Origin of the sequence: Nocardia sp. NPDC049526, from assembly GCF_044465765.1 — a bacterium.
In the GTDB taxonomy this organism is placed as follows: Bacteria; Actinomycetota; Actinomycetes; order Mycobacteriales; family Mycobacteriaceae; genus Nocardia.
Window position 1 is genome coordinate 509,167 of the sequence record NZ_JBITMA010000008.1, and the last position, 19,957, is coordinate 529,123.

The 19,957-nt window shown below is 66.8% G+C and carries 13 protein-coding genes (1 of these 13 cut by a window edge); 6 read left to right on the forward strand and 7 right to left on the reverse strand.

The annotated features are described in order from the left end of the window. Both ACIBW7_RS26640 and ACIBW7_RS26645 read left to right on the forward strand, forming a co-directional pair. Window positions 1–8,693: the end of a non-ribosomal peptide synthase/polyketide synthase gene (locus ACIBW7_RS26640; protein ID WP_397050839.1), read on the forward strand. Its footprint begins 35,095 nt before the window's first position; only the last 8,693 of its 43,788 coding nucleotides appear in the window; the start codon falls outside the window, past its left edge; the stop codon is at window positions 8,691–8,693. A 105-nt stretch (window positions 8,694–8,798) separates the two neighbouring features. Continuing rightward, a complete protein-coding gene (locus tag ACIBW7_RS26645; protein WP_397050751.1) occupies window positions 8,799–8,975 on the forward strand; it encodes a hypothetical protein in 177 nt (58 codons plus the stop codon). 181 nt (window positions 8,976–9,156) lie between these two features. On the opposite strand, the gene ACIBW7_RS26650 is transcribed toward ACIBW7_RS26645, so the two are convergent. After that, window positions 9,157–10,542: a serine hydrolase domain-containing protein gene (locus ACIBW7_RS26650; protein WP_397050753.1), complete on the reverse strand. Its 1,386-nt coding sequence runs from the start codon at window positions 10,540–10,542 to the stop codon at window positions 9,157–9,159. 170 nt (window positions 10,543–10,712) lie between these two features. Between ACIBW7_RS26650 and ACIBW7_RS26655 the strand changes: the two genes are divergently transcribed. Beyond that, on the forward strand, window positions 10,713–11,288 hold the full coding sequence (locus tag ACIBW7_RS26655; protein WP_397050755.1) for a Uma2 family endonuclease: 576 nt from the start codon (window positions 10,713–10,715) through the stop codon (window positions 11,286–11,288). Here the strand turns inward: ACIBW7_RS26655 and ACIBW7_RS26660 are convergent. Next, on the reverse strand, window positions 11,274–11,846 hold the full coding sequence (locus tag ACIBW7_RS26660; protein WP_397050757.1) for a peroxiredoxin-like family protein: 573 nt from the start codon (window positions 11,844–11,846) through the stop codon (window positions 11,274–11,276). The genes ACIBW7_RS26655 and ACIBW7_RS26660 overlap by 15 nt on opposite strands. Before the next feature lie 71 nt (window positions 11,847–11,917). Here ACIBW7_RS26660 and ACIBW7_RS26665 point away from each other — a divergent pair, with 71 nt between their 5' ends. Further along, a complete protein-coding gene (locus tag ACIBW7_RS26665; protein ID WP_397050759.1) occupies window positions 11,918–12,529 on the forward strand; it encodes a TetR/AcrR family transcriptional regulator in 612 nt (203 codons plus the stop codon). On the opposite strand, the gene ACIBW7_RS26670 is transcribed toward ACIBW7_RS26665, so the two are convergent. Beyond that, window positions 12,530–13,657, reverse strand: coding sequence for a GDSL-type esterase/lipase family protein (locus ACIBW7_RS26670; protein ID WP_397050761.1), 1,128 nt, complete (start codon window positions 13,655–13,657; stop codon window positions 12,530–12,532). A gap of 110 nt (window positions 13,658–13,767) precedes the next feature. Between ACIBW7_RS26670 and ACIBW7_RS26675 the strand changes: the two genes are divergently transcribed. After that, window positions 13,768–14,241, forward strand: a complete 474-nt coding sequence (locus ACIBW7_RS26675) for a MarR family winged helix-turn-helix transcriptional regulator (protein ID WP_397050763.1) — start codon at window positions 13,768–13,770, stop codon at window positions 14,239–14,241. Window positions 14,242–14,459: 218 nt separating this feature from the next. Continuing rightward, window positions 14,460–14,612 (forward strand): hypothetical protein, encoded by a 153-nt coding sequence (locus ACIBW7_RS26680; protein ID WP_397050765.1) that lies wholly within the window; start codon window positions 14,460–14,462, stop codon window positions 14,610–14,612. A 7-nt stretch (window positions 14,613–14,619) separates the two neighbouring features. Here ACIBW7_RS26680 and ACIBW7_RS26685 read toward each other — a convergent pair whose 3' ends face one another. From ACIBW7_RS26685 to ACIBW7_RS26700, 4 genes are all read right to left on the reverse strand, one after another. Continuing rightward, window positions 14,620–16,593 (reverse strand): 5-oxoprolinase/urea amidolyase family protein, encoded by a 1,974-nt coding sequence (locus ACIBW7_RS26685; protein ID WP_397050841.1) that lies wholly within the window; start codon window positions 16,591–16,593, stop codon window positions 14,620–14,622. Between the two features lie 182 nt (window positions 16,594–16,775). Further along, window positions 16,776–17,396 (reverse strand): urea amidolyase associated protein UAAP2, encoded by a 621-nt coding sequence (locus ACIBW7_RS26690; RefSeq protein ID WP_397050767.1) that lies wholly within the window; start codon window positions 17,394–17,396, stop codon window positions 16,776–16,778. Then, window positions 17,393–18,142 carry a DUF1989 domain-containing protein gene (locus ACIBW7_RS26695; protein ID WP_397050769.1) on the reverse strand — a complete coding sequence of 250 codons (750 nt, stop codon included), beginning with the start codon at window positions 18,140–18,142 and terminating at the stop codon, window positions 17,393–17,395. The genes ACIBW7_RS26690 and ACIBW7_RS26695 overlap by 4 nt, the downstream gene beginning before the upstream one ends. Before the next feature lie 178 nt (window positions 18,143–18,320). Beyond that, the gene (locus ACIBW7_RS26700) at window positions 18,321–19,856 is read right to left on the reverse strand and encodes an amino acid permease (protein ID WP_397050771.1); all 1,536 of its coding nucleotides are present in this window, start codon (window positions 19,854–19,856) and stop codon (window positions 18,321–18,323) included. Between the last annotated feature and the right edge of the window lie 101 nt (window positions 19,857–19,957).

The following is a 19,957-nucleotide window of genomic DNA, read 5'->3' on the forward strand; positions in this document are numbered from 1 at the left end:
CCGCGGGCATCGCAGGCGTATTCACCTACGCCACCGATCTCTTCGACCGGAGCACGGTCGAAGGGTTCGCGGACCGGTTCACCAGGCTGCTCGGCGAGATCATCAACGCCCCGCGCGCCGCGGTGGGCGATCTCGAGCTGCTGACTTCGGTGGAGCGGGAACGGATGCTCGATGGCTGGAACGCCACCACGCATCCGGTGCGGCCCGAGCTGCTGCTCGACGGATACCGGCGCGCCGCAGCGGCGCACCCGGATGCCGTCGCGGTGGTGTTCGAGGGTGCCGAACTCACCTACCGGGAATTCGACGAGCGGGTGAACAAGCTTGCCCGCCTGTTGATTTCGCAGGGTGTCGGCGCAGAGTCGCTGGTCGGCCTCGCCGTTCGGCGGTCGCTGGATCTGGTTGTCGGCATGTACGCGATCGTGACGGCCGGTGGCGCGTATGTGCCGCTGGATCCGGATCATCCGGCCGAGCGGATCGCGCACATTCTGGACACCGCCCAGCCCGCGTGCGTGGTCACCACCGCGGCCGACGCGGTGCCGGTCCCCGCCGACATCCCGGTGCTCGAACTGGATTCGCTGGAGCTGGCCGGGTTCTCCTCCGCTCCGCTCGAACCCGGTGAGTTGCTGCGTCCGGTCACCCGGGACAACCCGGCTTATGTCATCTTCACCTCGGGTTCGACCGGTCGCCCGAAGGGCGTCGCGGTGTCGCACGAGGCGATCAACAATCAGATCGAGTGGATGCTCGCGGAGTACCCGCTCGGCTCGGCCGATGTGTACCTGCAGAAGACCGCGACCACGTTCGACGTGTCGCTGTGGGGCTATTTCATGCCACTGCGCGCGGGTGCGAAGCTGGTGGTGGCCACCCACGACGGCCATCGCGACCCGGCCTACGTGGCGGATGCGATTGCCGCGCACGGGGTTACCGTCACCGACTTCGTGCCGTCCATGCTGACGGTGTTCGCCGCACAGCTGGCAGCGGGCTCGCTGCCGACGCTGCGGGACGTGTTCGTGATCGGTGAGGCGCTGCCGCCGGAAACCGTGACGGCGTGGCGGTCTGTTTCGGATGCGTTGCTGCACAACCTGTACGGTCCGACCGAGGCCGCGGTGTCGGTGACCTACTGGCCCGCCCGCGAGACGGATATACGCACCGTGCCGATCGGCTTGCCGCAGTGGAACACCCAGGTGTTCGTGCTGGATTCGCGGCTGCGGCCGGTGCCCGCCGGGGTGGCCGGTGAGCTGTACCTGGCCGGTGATCAGCTGGCCCGCGGTTACGTCGCGCGGCCGGATCTGACCTCGGATCGCTTCGTGGCCAACCCGTTCGCACCCGGTGCGCGGATGTACCGCACCGGCGACCTGGTGGTCTGGCGCGAACCGGCGGGTGCGGATCATCGCCTCGAATACCTGGGGCGCACCGACTTCCAGGTGAAGTTCCGCGGTCAGCGGATCGAGCTCGGCGAGATCGAAACGGCGCTGCTCGCCCACGCCGCGGTGAGCCAGGCGGTGGCGCTGGTGGCCGCATCGGCACTGGGCGATCAGTTGGTCGCCTATGTGGTTCCCGCACCGGGTCAGTCGATCGACCAGCGGGCACTGCTGGCGGAGGTCTCGGATGTGCTTCCGGCCTACATGGTTCCGGCGGCCATCGTGGTGCTCGACGCCTTCCCGCTGAATTCGAGCGGCAAGCTCGACCGCAAGGCGCTGCCCGAACCGACCTTCACCACGCGCGAATTCCGCGCTCCGGCAACGCCGGTGGAGGAGATCGTGGCCGGCGTCTTCAGTGATGTGCTCGGTATCGAGCGCGTCGGCGCCGACGACGACTTCTTCGCACTCGGCGGTAACTCGCTGGTCGCCACCCAGGTGGTCGGGCGCCTGAGCGCCGCGATCGGTGGGCGGGTGCCGGTGCGCGCGCTGTTCGAGGCGCCGACTGTGGCGGCCCTGGCGGTGAAGCTGGAGCAGCTGTCCGGTGTGGGCGAGCGGCGGCCGCTGGTCGCCGGTCCGCGACCGGATCCGGTGCCGTTGTCGCTGGCGCAGCAGCGGATGTGGTTCCTGAACCGCTTCGACACCGAGTCGGCGGCCTACAACCTGCCCATCGCGGTCCGGTTGACCGGTGCGCTGGATGTCGACGCGCTGCGGGCGGCCATGGCGGATCTGGTCGGCAGGCACGAGATTCTGCGGACGGTGTACCCGGAGACCGCGGGCGCCCCGGCGCAGGTGATTCTGCCGGTGGCGCGGGCTGTTCCGGCACTGGAGCTGCGGCCGATCGCGGCCGCGGAGCTGGAATCCACGGTGATCGCGGTGATGGCGGCGCCGTTCGACGTCACCGCCGAGGTACCGGTCCGCATCGAGCTGTTCCAGGTGACCGACGCCCCCGCCGAGGCCAACGAGTTCGTGCTGGTGCTCGTGGTGCACCACATCGCCGGTGACGGTTCGTCGATGGGCCCGCTGACCCGGGATCTGATGACGGCGTACGCGGCCCGCTCGGTCGGCGAGTCGCCCACGTGGGCGCCGCTGCCGGTGCAGTACGCGGACTACTCGATCTGGCAGCGCGAGCTGCTCGGCAGCGAGGACGACCCGGAGTCGTTGGCGGCCAAGCAGATCGCCTACTGGCAGTCGGCATTGGCGGATGTGCCGGATCAGCTGGATCTGCCGTCGGATCGCCCGCGTCCCGCCGTGCAGTCCTTTACGGGCGGCAAGGTCGAGCTGAGCATCGACGCCGAAACGCACCGTGCGCTGGTCGGTCTGGCCAGGGCCGAGGGCGCGACGCTGTTCATGGTGGTGCACACCGCGTTCGCGGTAATGCTCTCGCGGCTCTCCGGAACCGATGACATCGCGATCGGCACACCGATGGCAGGCCGCGGTGAGGCCGTGCTCGACGACCTGATCGGCATGTTCGTCAACACCCTGGTGTTCCGTACCCAACTGGAGCGCGGCGAAGCGTTCACGGATCTGCTCGGGCGCCAGCGCGAAACGGATATCCAGGCGTTCGCGCATGCGGATGTGCCGTTCGAGCGGTTGGTCGAGGTGCTGAACCCGGTGCGGTCGCAGGCGCGCCATCCGCTGTTCCAGGTGGGTCTGTCGTTCCAGAACCTGGCGCGGACCACGCTGGAACTGCCCGGGCTCACGGTGGCCGGATTCGATATCGACACCCAGCTGTCGCAGTTCGATCTGCATCTGATCGTGGCGGACAGCTACGACGAGGACGGAACTCCGTCGGGTATCGGCGGGTACTTCACCTACGCCACCGATCTGTTCGATCCCGATACCGTCCGTGGCTTCGCCGATCGCTTCGCACGTGTGCTCGCGGAGATCATCGCGGCGCCGCGCTCGGCTGTCGGCGATCTCGAGATCATGGCCGCGGACGAACGCCGCGAACTGGTCTCCGGCTGGAATGCGACAGCGCACCAGGTGGATGCCTCCGCGACGCTGGCCTCGCTGCTGGATCGGACCGTGGCGGCCACACCGGACACGGTGGCGCTGGTCGGCGACGACGGCACCGCCGTTACCTACGGCGAGCTCGGCTCCCGGGTGAATCGTCTTGCGCGGCACCTGATTTCGCTGGGTGTCGGACCGGAGGCAAGGGTGGCGCTCGCGCTGCGCCGCTCGGTGGACCTGGTGGTCGCGATGTACGCGGTGACCCAGGCCGGTGGCGCGTACGTGCCGCTGGATCCGGATCAGGCGGGTGAGCGGACCGACTACATTCTCGAGACCGCTCGGCCGCTGTGTGTGGTGACCAACGCCGACACCGATTTCCAGACCTCGGTGACCGACGTCGTTCGGATGGACGCACACGCGGACCTCACGGACGCGCCGATCGCCGACGCGGAGCGGATCGCGCCACTGCGCCCGGCGAATACGGCGTACGTGATCTTCACGTCGGGTTCGACCGGACGCCCCAAGGGTGTCGCGGTGCCGCATGCGGCGATCGTCAACCAGTTGCTGTGGAAGACAGCCGAATTCGGTCTCGGCACCGAGGATGCGGTGCTGCTGAAGACGGCCGCGACCTTCGACCTCTCGGTGTGGGAGTTCTGGTCGGCGGCGGTTTCCGGTGGCCGGATGGTCATCGCGTCCGCCGACGGACATCGCGATCCGGCCTACCTGAACACGCTGATGCGCGATACCGCCGTCACCACCCTGCATGTGGTGCCGTCGATGTTGGACGCCCTGCTGATCGAATCGGACGGACAGCTGCCCGAGTCGTTGCGCCGGGTGCTCGCCATCGGTGAGGCGCTGCCCGCCGCGACGGCACAGCGGTTCCGCGAGTCGAACGCGGCCGGCCTGTTCAACCTCTACGGTCCGACCGAGGCCGCGGTCTCGATCACCAACCACGAGGTGACCGATGCCGACACCGTCTCGGTGTCGATCGGTGCCCCGGAGTGGAACAGCCGTGTCTACGTGCTGGATTCGCGGTTGCGTCCGGTGCCGGTGGGTGTTTCGGGTGAGTTGTACCTGGCCGGCGCGCAATTGGCGCGCGGCTACTTCGGACGGGTCGATCTGACCGCGGAGCGGTTCGTGGCCGATCCGTTCGAATCCGGCGCTCGGATGTACCGCACCGGTGACCTGGTGGCCTGGAATGCGGCCGGTGAGCTGGAGTATCGCGGTCGCACCGACTTCCAGGTGAAGATCCGCGGTTTCCGCATCGAACTCGGCGAGATCGAGGCGGCGCTGCTGCGGCAGACCTCGATCAGCTCGGCCGCGGTGCTCGCGCATACCGATCCGGCACTGGGTGACCGCCTGGTCGCCTATGTGGTCCCGACCACCGGCGAACTCGACAAGAGCGCGGTGCAGTCGGCGTTGGCCGCGGAGCTGCCGTCGTACATGGTGCCGAGCGCGTTCCTGGCGCTGGACGCCCTGCCGCTCAATGCGAACGGCAAACTAGATCGAAACGCCTTGCCGCAGCCCACCTTCGAACATGCCGCCTTCCGCGCGCCGGTCTCCCCGGTCGAGCAGATCGTGGCCGGTGTGTTCGCCGATGTGCTCGGTATCGAACGGATCGGCGCCGACGACGACTTCTTCGCACTCGGCGGCAACAGCATCCTGTCGATCCAGCTGGTATCGCGGGCGAAGGCACAGGGCGTGGTGTTCTCCGTGCGCGATGTCTTCGACCAGCGCAGCGTCGCCGGACTCGCCGCGATCGCGACCTCGGCCGCGGATCTGCGGCAGGCGACCATGGCCGAGCTGCCCGGCGGTGGGATCGGCGAGATCCCGTTGCCGCCCGGCATCGCGGCGGTGCTCGCGAACGGCACGGCGTACCAGCGCTTCTCCTATGAGGCGGCGGTGGCACTGCCGAGCGACCTCGACGGGGATCGGCTGCGTGCGGCGATCGCCGCCCTGGTCGACCGGCACGATGCGCTGCGCACTCGCCTGCGCCGGGTCGACGAGGTCTGGGAATTCGAAGCGCTCGAGCGCGGTGCCATCGATATCGATGCACTGGTGCACGAGGTCGCCTTCGATACCGCCCTCGACGACGACTACGGCTATGACGAGCTCATGCGGCTCGCCGACAACGAACGCGGGGCCGCCGCGGATCGCCTCGATCCGGCCAACGGTGTGATGGCGCAGTTCGTGCGCTGCACCGCCGACCGGCTCGACGGCGGCAACTTCATGCTCGTCGTGGTGCACGGCTTCGCGGCCGATCCGAAGTCTCTCGACATCCTGACCGGCGATCTGCTCGATCTGATCGCCGACGACCAGGTCGCCCTGCCGGAGGTCGGTACCTCGGTGCGGCGTTGGGCCTACGGCCTGACCGAGCAGGCGAGCGGCCGCGCCGCCGAACTGCCGTTCTGGCAGGAGGTTTCGGCCACACCCGATCCGCTGCTCGGCGCGCGGGCCTTCGATCCGGCGCTGGATACCGTCGCCACGACGCGACGGGTCCGCATCGAGGTGCCGACGGAGATCTCCGAGTTCCTGCTCACCACGGTTCCCGCGCGGTTCCACGGCGGCGTGCCGGACGGGCTGCTGTCGGCATTGGCCATGGCGCTGGTGCGCTGGCGCGGTGCAGAGCACGGTTCGGATGTGCTGATCCGGCTCGACGGGGACGGTCGGGTGGCGGTCGACGGTGCCGAATTGTCGCGCACGGTGGGTGCTTTCACCGCCGTCTATCCGGCCCGGCTCGCGCTGAGCGGGATCGATCTGGCCGAGGCGTTCGACGGCGGCGCCGCCGCGGGCTCGATCATCAAGTCGGTGAAGGAACAGTTGCTCGCGGTGCCGGATCAGGGCGTCGGCCACGGGCTGCTGAATCTGCCACTCGCGGGTCAGGTCGGCTTCCGGTACCAGGAAGCGGCGATCAAGACCGAGCGCGATGCCACCATGCCCGCGAACGGTGCGCTCGATATCGCCGTCACCGTCGGCGACGAGGACGATGGTCCGCGGCTGCTGGCCACCTTCGAGTTCCCGGTCGGGCTGCTGTCCCCGGAGCGGGTGCAGGAGTTGGCGGAGCTGTGGGTTGCCGCGCTGACCGCGCTGGCGAAGCACGCGCAGCGGCCGGATGCCGGCGGTCATACGCCGTCGGATCTGCCGCTGGTGCAGGTCGGCCAGGCCGATATCGATCTGTGGGAACAGACCTACCCTGGCCTCGACGATGTCTGGCCGGTCTCGCCGCTGCAGTCCGGTCTGCTCTTCCACGCGCTGATGACCACGGCCACCGTGGACGTCTACACCATGCAGGCTGTGGTGCAGCTGGCCGGAGCGGTCGATGTGGAGCGGTTGCACGCGGCCGCGCAGGCGATCCTGGATCGATACCCGAACCTGCGCACCGCATTCGTCACCGACTCCACCGGTCAGGTCCGCCAGGTCGTGCTCGATCGGATCGAAGTGCCTTGGCGCATCGAGGATCTCACCGATGTGCCGGAGGCGGAGCGGGCCGACGAACTGCGTCGCCGGATCGATGCCGACCATGCGGACCGCTTCGATATGTCCGCCCCACCGCTGGTGCGCTACACGCTGTTGCGCACCGCGGCCGAGGAATGGACGCTGGCGATCACCACGCACCACGTGCTGATCGACGGCTGGTCGATGCCGCTGCTGATGCGGGATCTGCTGGTGCTCTACGCGACGCGTGGCGATCAGTCGGCACTGCCGCAGGTCTCCTCCTACCGCGACTTCCTGGACTGGCTCGCCACTCGCGATCAGGACGCGTCGTTGCGGGTCTGGGCCGATGCCTTCGACGGTGCGACCGAACCGACCGAATTGGCGCCGCCTGCGCGGAGGGCCGAGACCTACGAGACCGCCAAACTGATCACCGAGATCGACGCCGACCGCACCCGTCAGCTGACCAAGCACTGCGCCGAACTCGGCATCACGGTCAACACCCTGGTGCAGGCGGCCTGGGGCATCCTGCTCGGCAGGCTCACCGGCCGCGCCGATGTGGTCTTCGGGGCCACGGTGTCGGGTCGGCCCGCCGAGCTGACCGGCGTGGAGTCGATGGTCGGTCTGTTCATCAATACGCTCCCGGTCCGGGTGCGCATCGATGACCGCGCGACCATCGACGATCAGCTCGAGCGGTTGCAGCGCGACCAGACCGAGCTGCTCGACCATCACTACGTCGGCCTGTCCGATATCCAGCGGGCCGCCGGAATCGCCTCGCACTTCGACACCCTGCTGGTGTTCGAGTCCTACCCGATCGATCGGGAGGCGATCGCCGCGGCGAGTTCGATCGACGGCATGTCGGTGACCGGTGTCGGCATGGAAAGTGCGACGCACTATCCGCTCACCCTGCAGGTGACCGCGGAGTCCACCCTCGAATTCACCTTCGAGTACCTGCTCAGCCGGTTCACCGCCGAAGAGGTGGAAACCTTGTCCACCAGGCTGCTCCGGGTGCTGGACGCTCTGCTCGGTGATCCGGCCGGACTGGTCGGCGATATCGATATCCTCGATGCCGGTGAGCGGGCCCGCCTGCTCGTCGAATCCGGTATCGCGGCAACGGCTCCCGCACCGGAACCGGTGGGCCGGGTCGGTGCGCGTACGGTGTCGAGGGTGCTCGCCGAGGTGGTCGAGGCCGATCCCGAGGCGCCCGCGCTGCTGGTGGACGGCGACGAAATCGCCTACCACGTCCTGGATCGCCGTTCCTCGCAGCTGGCCCGGGTGCTCATCGCGCACGGTGCCGGACCCGGCGATGTGGTGGCCCTTGCGCTGCCACGTTCGGTGGATGCGGTGGTCGCGGTCTGGGCCATCCAGAAGGCCGGTGCCGCCTGCCTGTTCGCCGGCGATCTGTCCGCCGCCGAAATGGCCACCGCCGGAGCCGGTTTCGGTATCACGCTGGAACCGACCGACGGCCCGATCAACTGGCTGGTCCCGAGCGACCCGACGGTCCAGGCCGAACTGGCCGCCGCCCCATCGCACCCGGTCTCCTACGCCGATCGGGTCCGCCCGCTCGCCGAGGAACACCCGGCCTTCGTGGTCCTCACGGCCGACGGCACCGTACGCGCCTTCAGCCAGACCGAGGCGCTCGAACAGGCCGAGCAGGTCCGCTCGGAGTACGACATCGATTACGAGTCGACGACCTTCACCACCGCCGTCTCGGGTCGAGCCGCTGTCCTGGAGTCCATGGCAGCAGCCGTTGCCGGTGCGTTGTCCGTGCTGCCCGGTGCGGACGACATCGCGGATGACCTGGCCGACGGCGAGGTCACCCACTGGTTCGTCACCGTCGGCGAGCCGACCGATGCGGCGGACGAGGACGTGCGAATCGTGATCGTCGAGTAACAGAGACCGCCCAGGCGGTATACGAAGGTAAGAGCCCCGCACCTCGAAAGATGAAGGTGCGGGGCTCTTATCTTTCCGGTCCTACTACCGACCGGCCCCGTCTCGATGCTGTTCGGCGTGGTGCCCTCGGATGCCGAATGGCTCACTCCTGCAACCAACTTCGTCATGTTCGATGAACGCATGGTGATGGTTGAAGCGATCACAGCAGAGCTGACGGTCACTCAGCCCCGAGAGATTGCGTTGTACGCCCGCGCGTTCGAAACACTTCAGGGCAGGCTGTGACCGGCAAGGATGCTCGGGCGTTGGTCGGGACCGCGCTCAGCCGCTGGCGTAGCAAGCCCTAGATTTCGCTAGGTTGTCCGGCTCTTGAATACCGCTGCGGATGCCATAGACAACAAAGGCCGACAAACCACAATGCGATAGCCGTTGCCTGGCTGGGCAACGGCTATCACTCGTTTGCGGATCAGGCCGTGGTCGAGACCCGGTTGAACATGCGTCCGGCCATATCCGCGCCCACGATACGGCCGGTTTCGTCGCGGGTGAAGAAACCGCGCTGGCCTTGTAGGCCGCCACCGGTGACGATGTATTCGTCGCGGTAGCCGGGCAGCAGGCCGAGACCGGCTGCTGGAAGGTCCGGGGGCAGTTCGATTTCCGATGCTGCGCGGACCTCAGGTTTGATCCCGCAAGCGACCGTCAGGCCCGTCTCATCGGTGCCGATGGTGAGTGTCATGGCGTCGATTTCATAGTCGCCGATGATCTCCTCGGCCCGTGCCGGATCGAAGGGGAGCGGTTCGGGATCCTGATCGATCAGCCCGAGGTAGTGCTCCAGCGCCCACCGCACCACGGCCTGGTTGAACTGGATGCCGTCGTCCGGGCCCGCGTTGGACATGACGGTGATGGCGAAATTCCGCTCCGGCACGATGACGAGTTCGGCGAATTGGCCGTTGGAGGAGCCGCCGTGGCCGACGATTCGCACACCGTTCACATCGCGCAGGAACCAGCAGATGCCGAAGGCGTCGCCGAGCGAGCTGCCCTGCAACTCGACGGTCTGCTCCTTCATCCGCGCCAGCATCTCGGCGGGCATTACCCGTTCACCGCTTTCGGCCCGGCCGTCGCCGAGTTGGAAGCGCGCCCAGAGCAATTGGTCGGCCACCGAAGATACGATGCCGCCGCCCGGATTGTTGGCCCGCGTGTCCTTCCACTCGCGTGCGACTGTCAGCGCGCCGTCCGGACCGCGATTGTGTCCGACGGCGAAGCGCCGAGTCATGATCTCGCTCAACAGATAACGACTGCGCGACAGCCCGATCGGGTCGAGCAGCAACTGCGCGACCGCCTTCTCGAAGGTCAGCCCGGTCACCTTTTCGATGACCCGCCCGAGCAGGTTGTACCCCGCCTGCGAATAGGACGCGCGAGCGCCGACCGGCCCGATCTGATCCAACTCGTCCAGTCGCGCCACATACCCGGCCAGCGCGTCGTCCCCGTCCCCGGTCTCGACAATCAGCCGAATCCCCAGCCCCGCAGTGTGATTGAGCAGATTGAGCACCGTCATCTCCGCCGCGGTCGCCGCATCGCCGAGCACCAGCTCCGGCACATACCGCCGCACCGGCGCATCCAGCTCGACCTTGCCCTCCGCGACCAGCCGCATCACCGCCGTCGCGGTAAATGTCTTACTCACCGACCCCAATACGAACATCGTGTCCCGATCCACCGGCACCGGATTCTCGATACTCGTCACCCCATGCGCCGCAAATACCTCCCGCCCATCGACCCGAACCCCCACCGCAGCCCCTGGCACCCCGAACTTCGCCGCCATCTCCGCCACGAATTCTCCCAGTACAACCTCAGACATCGTCCAACCCTTTCCGTCCTGTCCGCCACTCCGGGGAGATCCCCGTGCGGCCTGTCAGAACCATGCCCACCCCCGCTGACACGCCGCTGACATGGACTGCTCGGGCTAGACTCGGACGGACTGAGCGGACATCGTGCGCTCCCATTTCGACGAGGTTGGAGGTGGTTCCAATGGCAGTGCCCGCTCCTCGGTCCGACCATTGGACGGCCGCGGACCTCGATCACATTCCCGAAGACGGATTACGGTACGAGGTGCTGAATGGCCAGCTCGTCGTGAACGCTGCGCCCAAGCCACGGCATCAGTGGCTGATCAAATGGCTTATGCGCGCTCTCGACGACGTATTGCCGCCTGGATACGTGGTGTTGGAAGGCGTCGGCGTACTGATCGGCGACGACGAGCCCATTCCCGACGTGATGGTGGCGATTGGCCCGATCGACTGGGACGACCGCGGCGTCCCTGTCGAACAGGTGAAACTGGTCGTCGAAGTCGTCTCCAAATCGACGACGCTGCAGGACCGCATGGTCAAGCCCGTGCTCTATGCCGCAGCCGGAATCCCAAACTACTGGCGCGTCGAGATCAACCCGTTCAAAGGCCAGCTTCCCGACGAAAAGTTGCCGGTCCTTTTCGCACACGCCCTCGGTGCGGATGATACCTACGAGCGGACATACCGGGTGGCGGCCGGGGATACCGCCACCCTGCGCAGTCCCTTCGAATTCACCGTGGATCCGGCCTCACTGATGCCCTGAGCCGGACTTATCGCGGGCGGGCACGAACGCTAGGAGCTCGTCGACGGTCCATTGGTCGTCGGCATGTGCACCGAGTTTGCTCGCGAGTACGCGACCGTCGGGCGCGATCAGGAAGTCGCCGGGTAGGCCGAGGCGGCCGCCTTCGGGTTCCGCTGGGGGAGCGGGCTTTTCCTTGCGGAGGACGGCCATGGTCGCGGTGGTGACGCCGCGGATTATGGTGGGCCAGGCACGGGGGTCGAGGAGGGCGCGGCGTTTGGTTTCGATGCCGAATTCGCGGTAGAGGGTTCGGGTCGGGTCGGCGATCAGGTCGAATGGGAGGTCGCCTTCATATTTGCGCAATTCGGCTGCGCTGGAATGGAATACGACGACCTCGCGGATATCGGCGGCGAGGATGTCGGCGTGCCGGACCGCGAACGAGCGCAGGTGCAGGTTGCAGATCGGGCAGCCGGCGAAGCGGCGGAATTGCAGGTGGATCAGGCAATCCTGGTCCGGAATCCGAATTGTGCTTTCGGCGATGGTGACCAGCTCCCGGGCGGGCACCGTGGTCGGCAATGGCATGGAAACTCCCTTCGTAGGTGTACGACGTACGCCTACGTCAAGTATGCGCGTACCTTGTACGCTGTCAACCCGTGCCCCGCCCTCGCTCGCTGACCAGCCCCGCCATCGCGGCCGCCGCCGTCGCGGTGCTCGACCGCGACGGTCTGTCCGGCCTCACCATGCGCGCGGTCGCGAAGGAACTCCGCATCGCCACCATGGGGCTCTACCGCTACGTCGCCGACCGCGACGAACTCGAGGTGCTGGTCGTCGACCATCTCCTGGCCGATATCGACCTCACGCCACCGACCGACCCGGACTGGCGCGACCGCATCGCCGCCCTGCTGGACCGCATGCGCACGACGGTATCCGCCCACCCGGCCACGGTCCCGCTGGTAGTGCGCCACCGCCAGTCCGCCCCCAACAGCCTGCGCTGGATCGAGGCGATGCTGACCGTCCTCACCGATGCGGGCTTCGCCGGAATCGGCCGAGTCCTGGCTCAACGCACCCTGATGGCCTTCCTGCTCGGCCATCTCCAGAACGAGCACTACGGCCCACTCGCCGGCGCGGGCACCGCCGCGATGACCCGACTCGCCCCGGCCGACTATCCGGTACTCGTCGAAACCGCCACCGACGCCCGAAATGTCGATGCCGAGACGGAATTCCGCCTCGGCATCGAAATCGTCCTGCGCGGCCTGGCCCCCTGACTAGCCGGTAAGCCCTGGGATCGCCATGGTCTCACCCATGATGCGGTGACCCGCATCGTTCAAATGCAGACCGTCGCCGCTGTCCAGATCGGGTCGGATGAAGTCGGGATCATTCGGATCCTCGACGGCAGCAGCCACGTCGAACACGGCATCGAAAACGGTTGCGGTGCGCAGCCATTCGTTGACATCACGGCGAACCGCCCGGCCCTCGGCGACATTGAGGTCCGGATAGATGACACCGGCGAAGGGGCCAATGGTGTTGGCGTACACCGCAAGTCCCGCCGCACGCGCACGTCCGGCCAATTCTATGAAACCGGCAATGAGCGCCTCGGCCGATGACGTGCTGTTGTCGAGGATCAGATCGTTGATACCGAAGTTCAGGACGACATGGGTCACGCCGGGAACGTCGAGCACATCTCGGTCGAAACGGGCCAGCCCGTGTTCGCCGATCTGGTCGGTCAGCAAGCGGGTCCCGCCGATGCCCTGATTGAGAACCCAACCACTGGTGAGACGTTCGTTGAGGACGTCGACGGAACGATGGTTCGCGCCGGGTGTGGACCCGACGCCTTCGAACCAGGAGTCGCCGAACGCGACAACGATCGGGCCATTCGTCGAGGTGAGCACGTCGACGCCGGTCACATAGAAGCGCGAAGTAGTCTCCTCGGCTTCGGTTAGCGCGAGTGCGGCGACCTGATCACCGGCGGCCACAAAACTGGATTCCATCGGCAGGTGTGAAAAGGGCGCCAGGCCAGTCTCTTTCGGCAGGTAGATGCTCAGCACAAGATCGGTGCCCGCCGTCGCCGCGAAATCGACTGGGTCGCTGACGATATCGGCCCCCGCCGGAATGATCGCTTGCGCGTTGCCGTCGAATCGCAGCTCGGTATCGGTCTCCGCGACGATATCGGCCCCGGACTTGCGCACCGCGATCCGTGCCGCGCCGATGGTCACCGGCGTCGCGCCATAGCGGTTCGTCAGCCGCACCCGCAGCTGCTCGCCGCCCCCGACCAGGTGCAGCACCTGACGCACCGTCTCATCGGCGAAGCTGCGCGGCTCGGCCAAACGGATCCGCTCGGTGGGGTCGACCAGCGTGGAACGGAAGCCCGCGACCCAGCGCGAAGAGGTAGTCATCGTAATCTCCATTTAGTTGCGGTGAGGAATATTGCGATGACAACAATCTAGCGCATATGTTCCGCATGTCAACTATCCCCGTCGCAACTATCTCGGCTAAGCTCGCTCCCGTGGACGCAGAACTCTTCGACGATCCCAGGCTCACCACCATGGGCCTGCTCTACGAGGCGTACGACGGCCTGACCCGGAAGTTGGAACCGACCTGGAAGAAACACGGTCTGTCCGGCCTGGACGTCAACGCACTCATGCGTCTGAGCCGGTCACCGGAGCGCCGCCTGCGCATGACCGATCTCGCCGCCCAGACCAACCTGTCCACCAGCGGCGTCACCCGACTGGTCGACCGCCTGCAGCGCAACGGCTTCGTGCGCCGCGAACTCGACTCGGTCGACCGCCGCAGCTCCTACGCCGTCCTCACCGCCGCCGGTGCGACCCGCTTGGCCCGCGTACTCCCCGACTACCTCGAGGTCATCGAGCGCTGGTTCACCGGCCTGCTGCCCCCCGACCAACTCGACGCCTTCGTCGCCGGTCTGCGCACCATTCGCGATCAGGTGAGCCCGGATGCCACTGCGCGCGAAGCCGACTAGAACACCCGACGGTCAGCCGGTCGAGGACGGATTCGCGGCCTTCGGCCTGGTGTGGGGTCGGCGGCCGAATCCATGACCGTCGCGAAGGTCGCTGGACTCGCCGTATCCGAGGCCGTCGCCGTGACCGCCTGGTCGATCGGGCCGGTTCCGGCATGTCGCGGCCGGAGCAGGCTCACAATCAATGGCAGCGGGACGGTGGCAATACAGAGGTGAGCGCCATGAGTGAGCCGAGACGGACTACTCAGGAACAGCGGGAAGCGTTCTGGCAGAGCTGCGGCTGGTCACCTGGTCTGCCGGAGGCCGAACGACGCCATATCGAGGAACTCTGGGATGACGAGTCCATCGATATGGCGGAGCTCTTCGGCTGGTAATGCGTGATCAGGCGGTGAGTTCACCTGCCTGCCGCCAGGAGTCGCGTTCGGCGGCAAAGGCTTCGGCCTGGACCGCGCGGAATTCGTCGATGGGTTCGGCATTGTCGGCCAGGAACTTCCGATAGTCGGCGAGCGCGAACTCACCGTCCTCGGCCCGCACCTGGATCTTGCCCGCCGCGAAATCGGCGCGCAGGTCGAGGAGTTCATCGGCCTCGACCGGATACCAGTGGATCCGATCGAAATAGCGCAGCAACCAGGGGGATTCATCGCTCACGATACCGGGGTGACGGTGGTTCCAGACTTGGGTGGTGCGGCCCACGAATTGGTAGCCGCCGGGTCCTTCCATCCCGTAGATGCACAGGTACGCGCCGCCGATGCCGACGGCATTCTCAGGGGTCCAGGTGCGGGCCGGGTTGTACTTCGTGGTGACCAGCCGGTGGCGTGGGTCGGTCGGGGTGGCGACCGGTGCGCCGAGATAGACGTCGCCGAGACCGAGGACCAGATATTCGGCCCCGAAGACGGTGTCGTAGACCTCCTGTACCGAAGCCAATCCGTTCATGCGCCGGATGAATTCGATATTCCACGGGCACCAAGGCGCGTCCGCGCGCACACCGTGCATATAGCGGGTGATCGCCTCCCGCGTGGCTGGATCGTCCCAGGACAGCGGTAGGTGCACGGTGCGGCTCGGCACCACGAGCCGGTCGGAGGCGGGGATGTGCTGTTCGGCCTCGGTCAGCAGATCGAGCAGCGCGGAGACCGGCATGACCGCCGGATCGACTCGGATCTGCAGCGAACGGACACCGGGCGTCAGCTCCGTCACACCGTGCACACCGACCTCGAGCAGGTGCTGGTGCAAGGCGTGCACGCGGGCGCGTAGCCCGAGATCCAGTGTCATGGCGCCGTATTCGACGAGTACGCCGTCATCGCCCTGACGGCGGTAGGTCACCCCGGTCTCGTCGTCGACATCGGTGCGGCGCAGCACACCGTCATCGCCGTCGCCGCCGGGGGAGAGCACCGTGGGCCAGGCGGCGCGCCGGGCCGGACCGAGTTCGCGAACCGAGGCGGCGCGAGCGCTGCGGATCGGGACGAAGCGCACGGCATCGCCGGGTGCGAGCTGGCCGAGTTTCCATCGGTCGGCGGCGACCACCGTCACCGGGCAGACGAAGCCGCCGAGGCTGGGTCCATCGGGGCCGAGCAGGATCGGCGTATCGCCGGTGAAGTCCAGCGCCCCGACCGAATACGGGGTGTCGTGGATATTGGACGGGTGCAGTCCGGCTTCGCCGCCATCGGTTCTGGCCCATTCGGGTTTGGGGCCGATCAATCGGACTCCGGTGCGATCGGAATTGAAATGCACCTCGTAGTCGGTGCCGATAATTGTGTCGAAGTCGTTGCGGGTGAAGAACTCCGGTGCGCCGTGCGGTCCTTCGGTGACGGCCAATTCCCACCGCCGGGACAGGACCGGCTGCTCCTCCATCGGAACCGCGGTCGCGACCCGGCCATGGTGCGCGCCGAGTCGTAGCACCGCGCCTGAGCGCAACGAATTGCCATCGCTGCCGCCGAACTTTCCGAGCGTGAATGTGGCTGTGCTGCCCAAATATTCGGGCAATTCGATGCCGCCTGCGATCAGCACATAACAGCGCATCCCCGGACCACGCACAGCACCGATATCGAGCACCCCGCCCGCCGGGACCTCGACCGTGCGCCATTGCTGTACCGCAGTTCCGTCCACCCGGACATCGGTCGGCGCACCCGTGACGCACACCCAGGTCGCCGCCGAGAACTTCAAAGACGGTCCGCCGAGGGTGCATTCGAGCCCTGCCGCGCCCTCGTCGTTGCCGAGTACTCGGTTCCCGAGTCGGAAGGACAGATCATCCATGGGACCCGACGGTGGGACTCCGATATGCCAATACCCGACCCGCCCCGGCCAATCCTGCACCGTGGTCAGCATTCCCGGCCGCACCACTTCGGCGTGCGCCGCCACCTGCGAATCGAGGGCGTGCGTGCTGTCCATCGCTCCGGTCGGCATTACACCTTCGGCTCGTCCGATATCGTCGGCGGAACCGAATCCGGCGGTCCGTGCGATGCCTTGGGAGAGCCGGCTCGTCGCCGCTTCGGACTGCTCGGTCGCAGCGGTCGGCGTGGCCGCCGCTAGATCGGCCACGCTCATCGGGTCACCACCATCCGCACCGGCGTGGGATCGAAGCCGTTGCAGGGGTTATTGATCTGCGGGCAATTCGACACCAACACCAATGTGTCGATCTCGGCGCGCAGCGTGACCTTCTTTCCCGGAGCCGACAATCCGTCGACAATGCCGAGGGTGCCGTCGGCCTCGACCGGGACATTCATGAACCAGTTGATATTCGACACCAGATCGCGTTTGCCAAGGCCCCATTTCAGCGCCTCGGTGAGGAAGTTCTCCACACAGGCGTGCTGGTGGCGGGTGTGATGGCCGTAGCGCAGCGTATTCGACTCCTGGGAACAAGCGCCGGCGATGGTGTCGTGGTTGCCGACCTCATCGGCGAGCACGGTCATGAGTGCGGTGCCCGCATCGGTAAGCAGCACGCTGCCCGTGCCGAGGAAGATATTGCGCTGTGCGGTAATGGTGGCCTGCGCGCTGTAGCGGTCGGTGTGGTCGGCCGCCGAGTACAACAGGCAGTCCACCGCCTGATTGCCGTGCAGGTCGATGATTTCGAGTTGGTCGCCCGCGCGGACCACGGTCGACCATGGCGCGCAGGCGGGCACGGTTTCGTCGAGCACGATAATGCGGGTCGGTGCCGAGATCATGCCCCTACCTCCAGAGTCGCGGCCGTCCAGGCCTGTTCGGTGTTTTCCACGGCCCGCAGATACTCCGGATCGGAATTGTGCTGCACGGCAAGCCCTTCCGGTGCCGACCAGGCGACGATGTCGAGATCCGTGGCGGGCCGGTCGTCGAGCGGGTGTGCGGTGTCGGCGACGAGCAGCACCACTGGCAGATGGATGAGCAGGTCGACCGAGGAACCCGCGCCCGCACTACCGGTGGCGGTCAGCGCGCCATCGGATTCGACGCGGACGCCGCGGAAGAAGGACAGGGTCGGCCCGATATCGCGTGACTCGAGTCCCTGCTTGGCCCCCGCGAGCCGCAGTAGCGCACGGCTTTCGGGCGTCGGGCCGCACAGGGTGTCGTGTCGACCGGAGGTGTCGGCGACAACGGTGGCCAGCACCCGACCCTGATCCGAGAGCAGTGGATGTCCGGTACCCAGATACGCCTGCCACGGCACCTTGACGGTATCGGCGACATTGAGCCGCTCCCACGGTGCGTCGGCCCGCAGCAACAACACATGCGCGCATGCGGCACCGGCGGGATCGCGCAAGCGCAGCCTGGTCCCGCGACCGAGTACGACATTCGCGTATCCACCGGCCGGAATGCGTTGTGCGAAGGTGATCTTCGCCGCCGCGACGTCATCCGGTAGTTCAGGTCCGGCAATGGTTGTGGCGGCGGCTTGCGACCTCGCATGTGCGCGCGCTCCGGTAGTGGAGGCTGTGCTGGTCATCGTTGTCCCTAAGGTCGTAGTCGTCTGGGGTCGGTGCCCTGGACGCCCAGGGCGGTGGGGTGTAGGTGATCGTTGGTTGCAGTTGTTGTGGCTCGAAGGGAATGACTGTCCCGCGGTGCGCCACGTGGGCGGCTGGTGCGGCGGCGGTGGGCGCAAGCACCCACCGCCGCGCGTAGGGTCAGGCGAGTTGGGGGGCGGGTTCGAGACCTCCTGTGCTCGGCCCCGCGTTGACGATTCGATGCACAACAACGCCGACGGCCACCACGATCACCACGAAAAGCGGTGCGGCCCAGAGCATCCACCAGCCACCGCCGTTCGGCGTGTAGACCTCGGCGCGTGGCCAGGCAAGATTCACCGCCATCGCGACGCCCCAGACGACGGCGAGTGCGTTGATCGGAATTCCGAAGCGACCCAGGCTGAACAACCCGGCAGCACCGCTGTCCCAACCCTTGATCCGCCGTATCAGCAGCGGCACCGTGACCAGCAAATACGCCAGATAGAGCGTCACGATGCAGACGCTGGCCAGGGTGGCGAAGATCGCCGCATTGCCGAGATTGAGGACCAGCAGGCCGATACCGAGCACACCGATGATCACCGCGGGCAGCACCGGTGTGCCGAAGCGCGGATGCACCACGGCCAGGCGACGGGCGAAGGGAAGCTTGCCATCTCGTGCCATCGAGAACATCAGTCGCGAGCCTGCGGTCTGAATTGCCAAGGTGCACACCGTGATCGCCACCGCGACGCATCCGAGCAGCACCTTGCCCGCTGGGCTGTCCAGCTTCGAGGTGAGCACATAGGCCAGGCCCTCGGTGCCCAACGAACCGTCATCCAGACTCGGCGCCGCCATGAGCGCACCGAGCAGTAGCAGTCCACCGCCGAGAGCGGAGACCGAGAGCGCGGTCAGAATCGTGCGCGGCGCGACTTGCCGCGGGTTCTTGGTTTCCTCGGAAAGCTCTCCGGCGGAATCGAATCCGACCATGACATAGGCGGCCATCAGACCGGAGACGAGGAACGCTGCCCAATATGGCCCGGGTGCGGCCTGATCGGTCTGCAGCACCACGCCCGGCCCACGCTCGGTGTGGGTGAAGAACAGCGCGATGATCGCCAGCACGCCGATGATCTCCACGGTGACGCCGATCGAATTGATCCGCGCCATCAGGTCGATGCCGATCACATTGATCACCGTGGTGAGCACCAGCAGGATGCTGCCGAGCAGTACCGCATTGGTGGCGCCGGAGGTCGAGGTAAGTGCGGTGTCGTCGCCGACGATCTGGAAGCCGCTCCAGATCGATGGCAGCACCACCTGTAGTGCGATTGCCGCAGCGGCGGCCGTGACGATCTGCGCGATGATCATCATCCATCCGGCGAACCAGCCGACGACCTCGCCGCCGAGCCGTCGCGACCACTGGTAGATACAGCCCGAAATCGGGTAGCGCGCTGCCAGTTCGGCGAAGTTCAGCGCGACCAGGAACTGTCCGACGAACACGATCGGCCAGGTCCAGAAGAATGCGGCACCGCCGAACGAATAGCCGAAGCCGAAGAACTGGAAGATCGTGGTGAGGATCGAGACGAAGGAGAATCCGGCCGCGAATGAGGCATAGCGGCCGAGTTTGCGGTGTAGCACCGGCTGATAGCCGAAGCCGGCCAGGTCGGCATTGTCCTGGCTGGCGGACGGCGGGAGGACGGGGGCGGGGGAATCGACTCTGGTGGCCATGGGGGTTCCCTAAGTTTGTAGGTGTCTGGGGTTGGTGCCCTGGATGCCCAGGGCGGTGGGGTGTAGCTGATGGGGTTTTGTCTCTGTTGAGGCTCCGAAGG

What these genes read in the sequence shown, in the direction of transcription:
- ACIBW7_RS26645 (WP_397050751.1), top strand. Translation starts at nt 8,799, where the DNA reads ATGCTGTTCGGCGTGGTGCCCTCGGATGCCGAATGGCTCACTCCTGCA.
- ACIBW7_RS26690 (WP_397050767.1), bottom strand. Translation starts at nt 17,396, where the DNA reads ATGATCTCGGCACCGACCCGCATTATCGTGCTCGACGAAACCGTGCCC.
- ACIBW7_RS26695 (WP_397050769.1), bottom strand. Translation starts at nt 18,142, where the DNA reads ATGACCAGCACAGCCTCCACTACCGGAGCGCGCGCACATGCGAGGTCG.
- ACIBW7_RS26650 (WP_397050753.1), bottom strand. Translation starts at nt 10,542, where the DNA reads ATGTCTGAGGTTGTACTGGGAGAATTCGTGGCGGAGATGGCGGCGAAG.
- ACIBW7_RS26680 (WP_397050765.1), top strand. Translation starts at nt 14,460, where the DNA reads ATGAGTGAGCCGAGACGGACTACTCAGGAACAGCGGGAAGCGTTCTGG.
- ACIBW7_RS26660 (WP_397050757.1), bottom strand. Translation starts at nt 11,846, where the DNA reads ATGCCATTGCCGACCACGGTGCCCGCCCGGGAGCTGGTCACCATCGCC.
- ACIBW7_RS26670 (WP_397050761.1), bottom strand. Translation starts at nt 13,657, where the DNA reads ATGACTACCTCTTCGCGCTGGGTCGCGGGCTTCCGTTCCACGCTGGTC.
- ACIBW7_RS26700 (WP_397050771.1), bottom strand. Translation starts at nt 19,856, where the DNA reads ATGGCCACCAGAGTCGATTCCCCCGCCCCCGTCCTCCCGCCGTCCGCC.
- ACIBW7_RS26655 (WP_397050755.1), top strand. Translation starts at nt 10,713, where the DNA reads ATGGCAGTGCCCGCTCCTCGGTCCGACCATTGGACGGCCGCGGACCTC.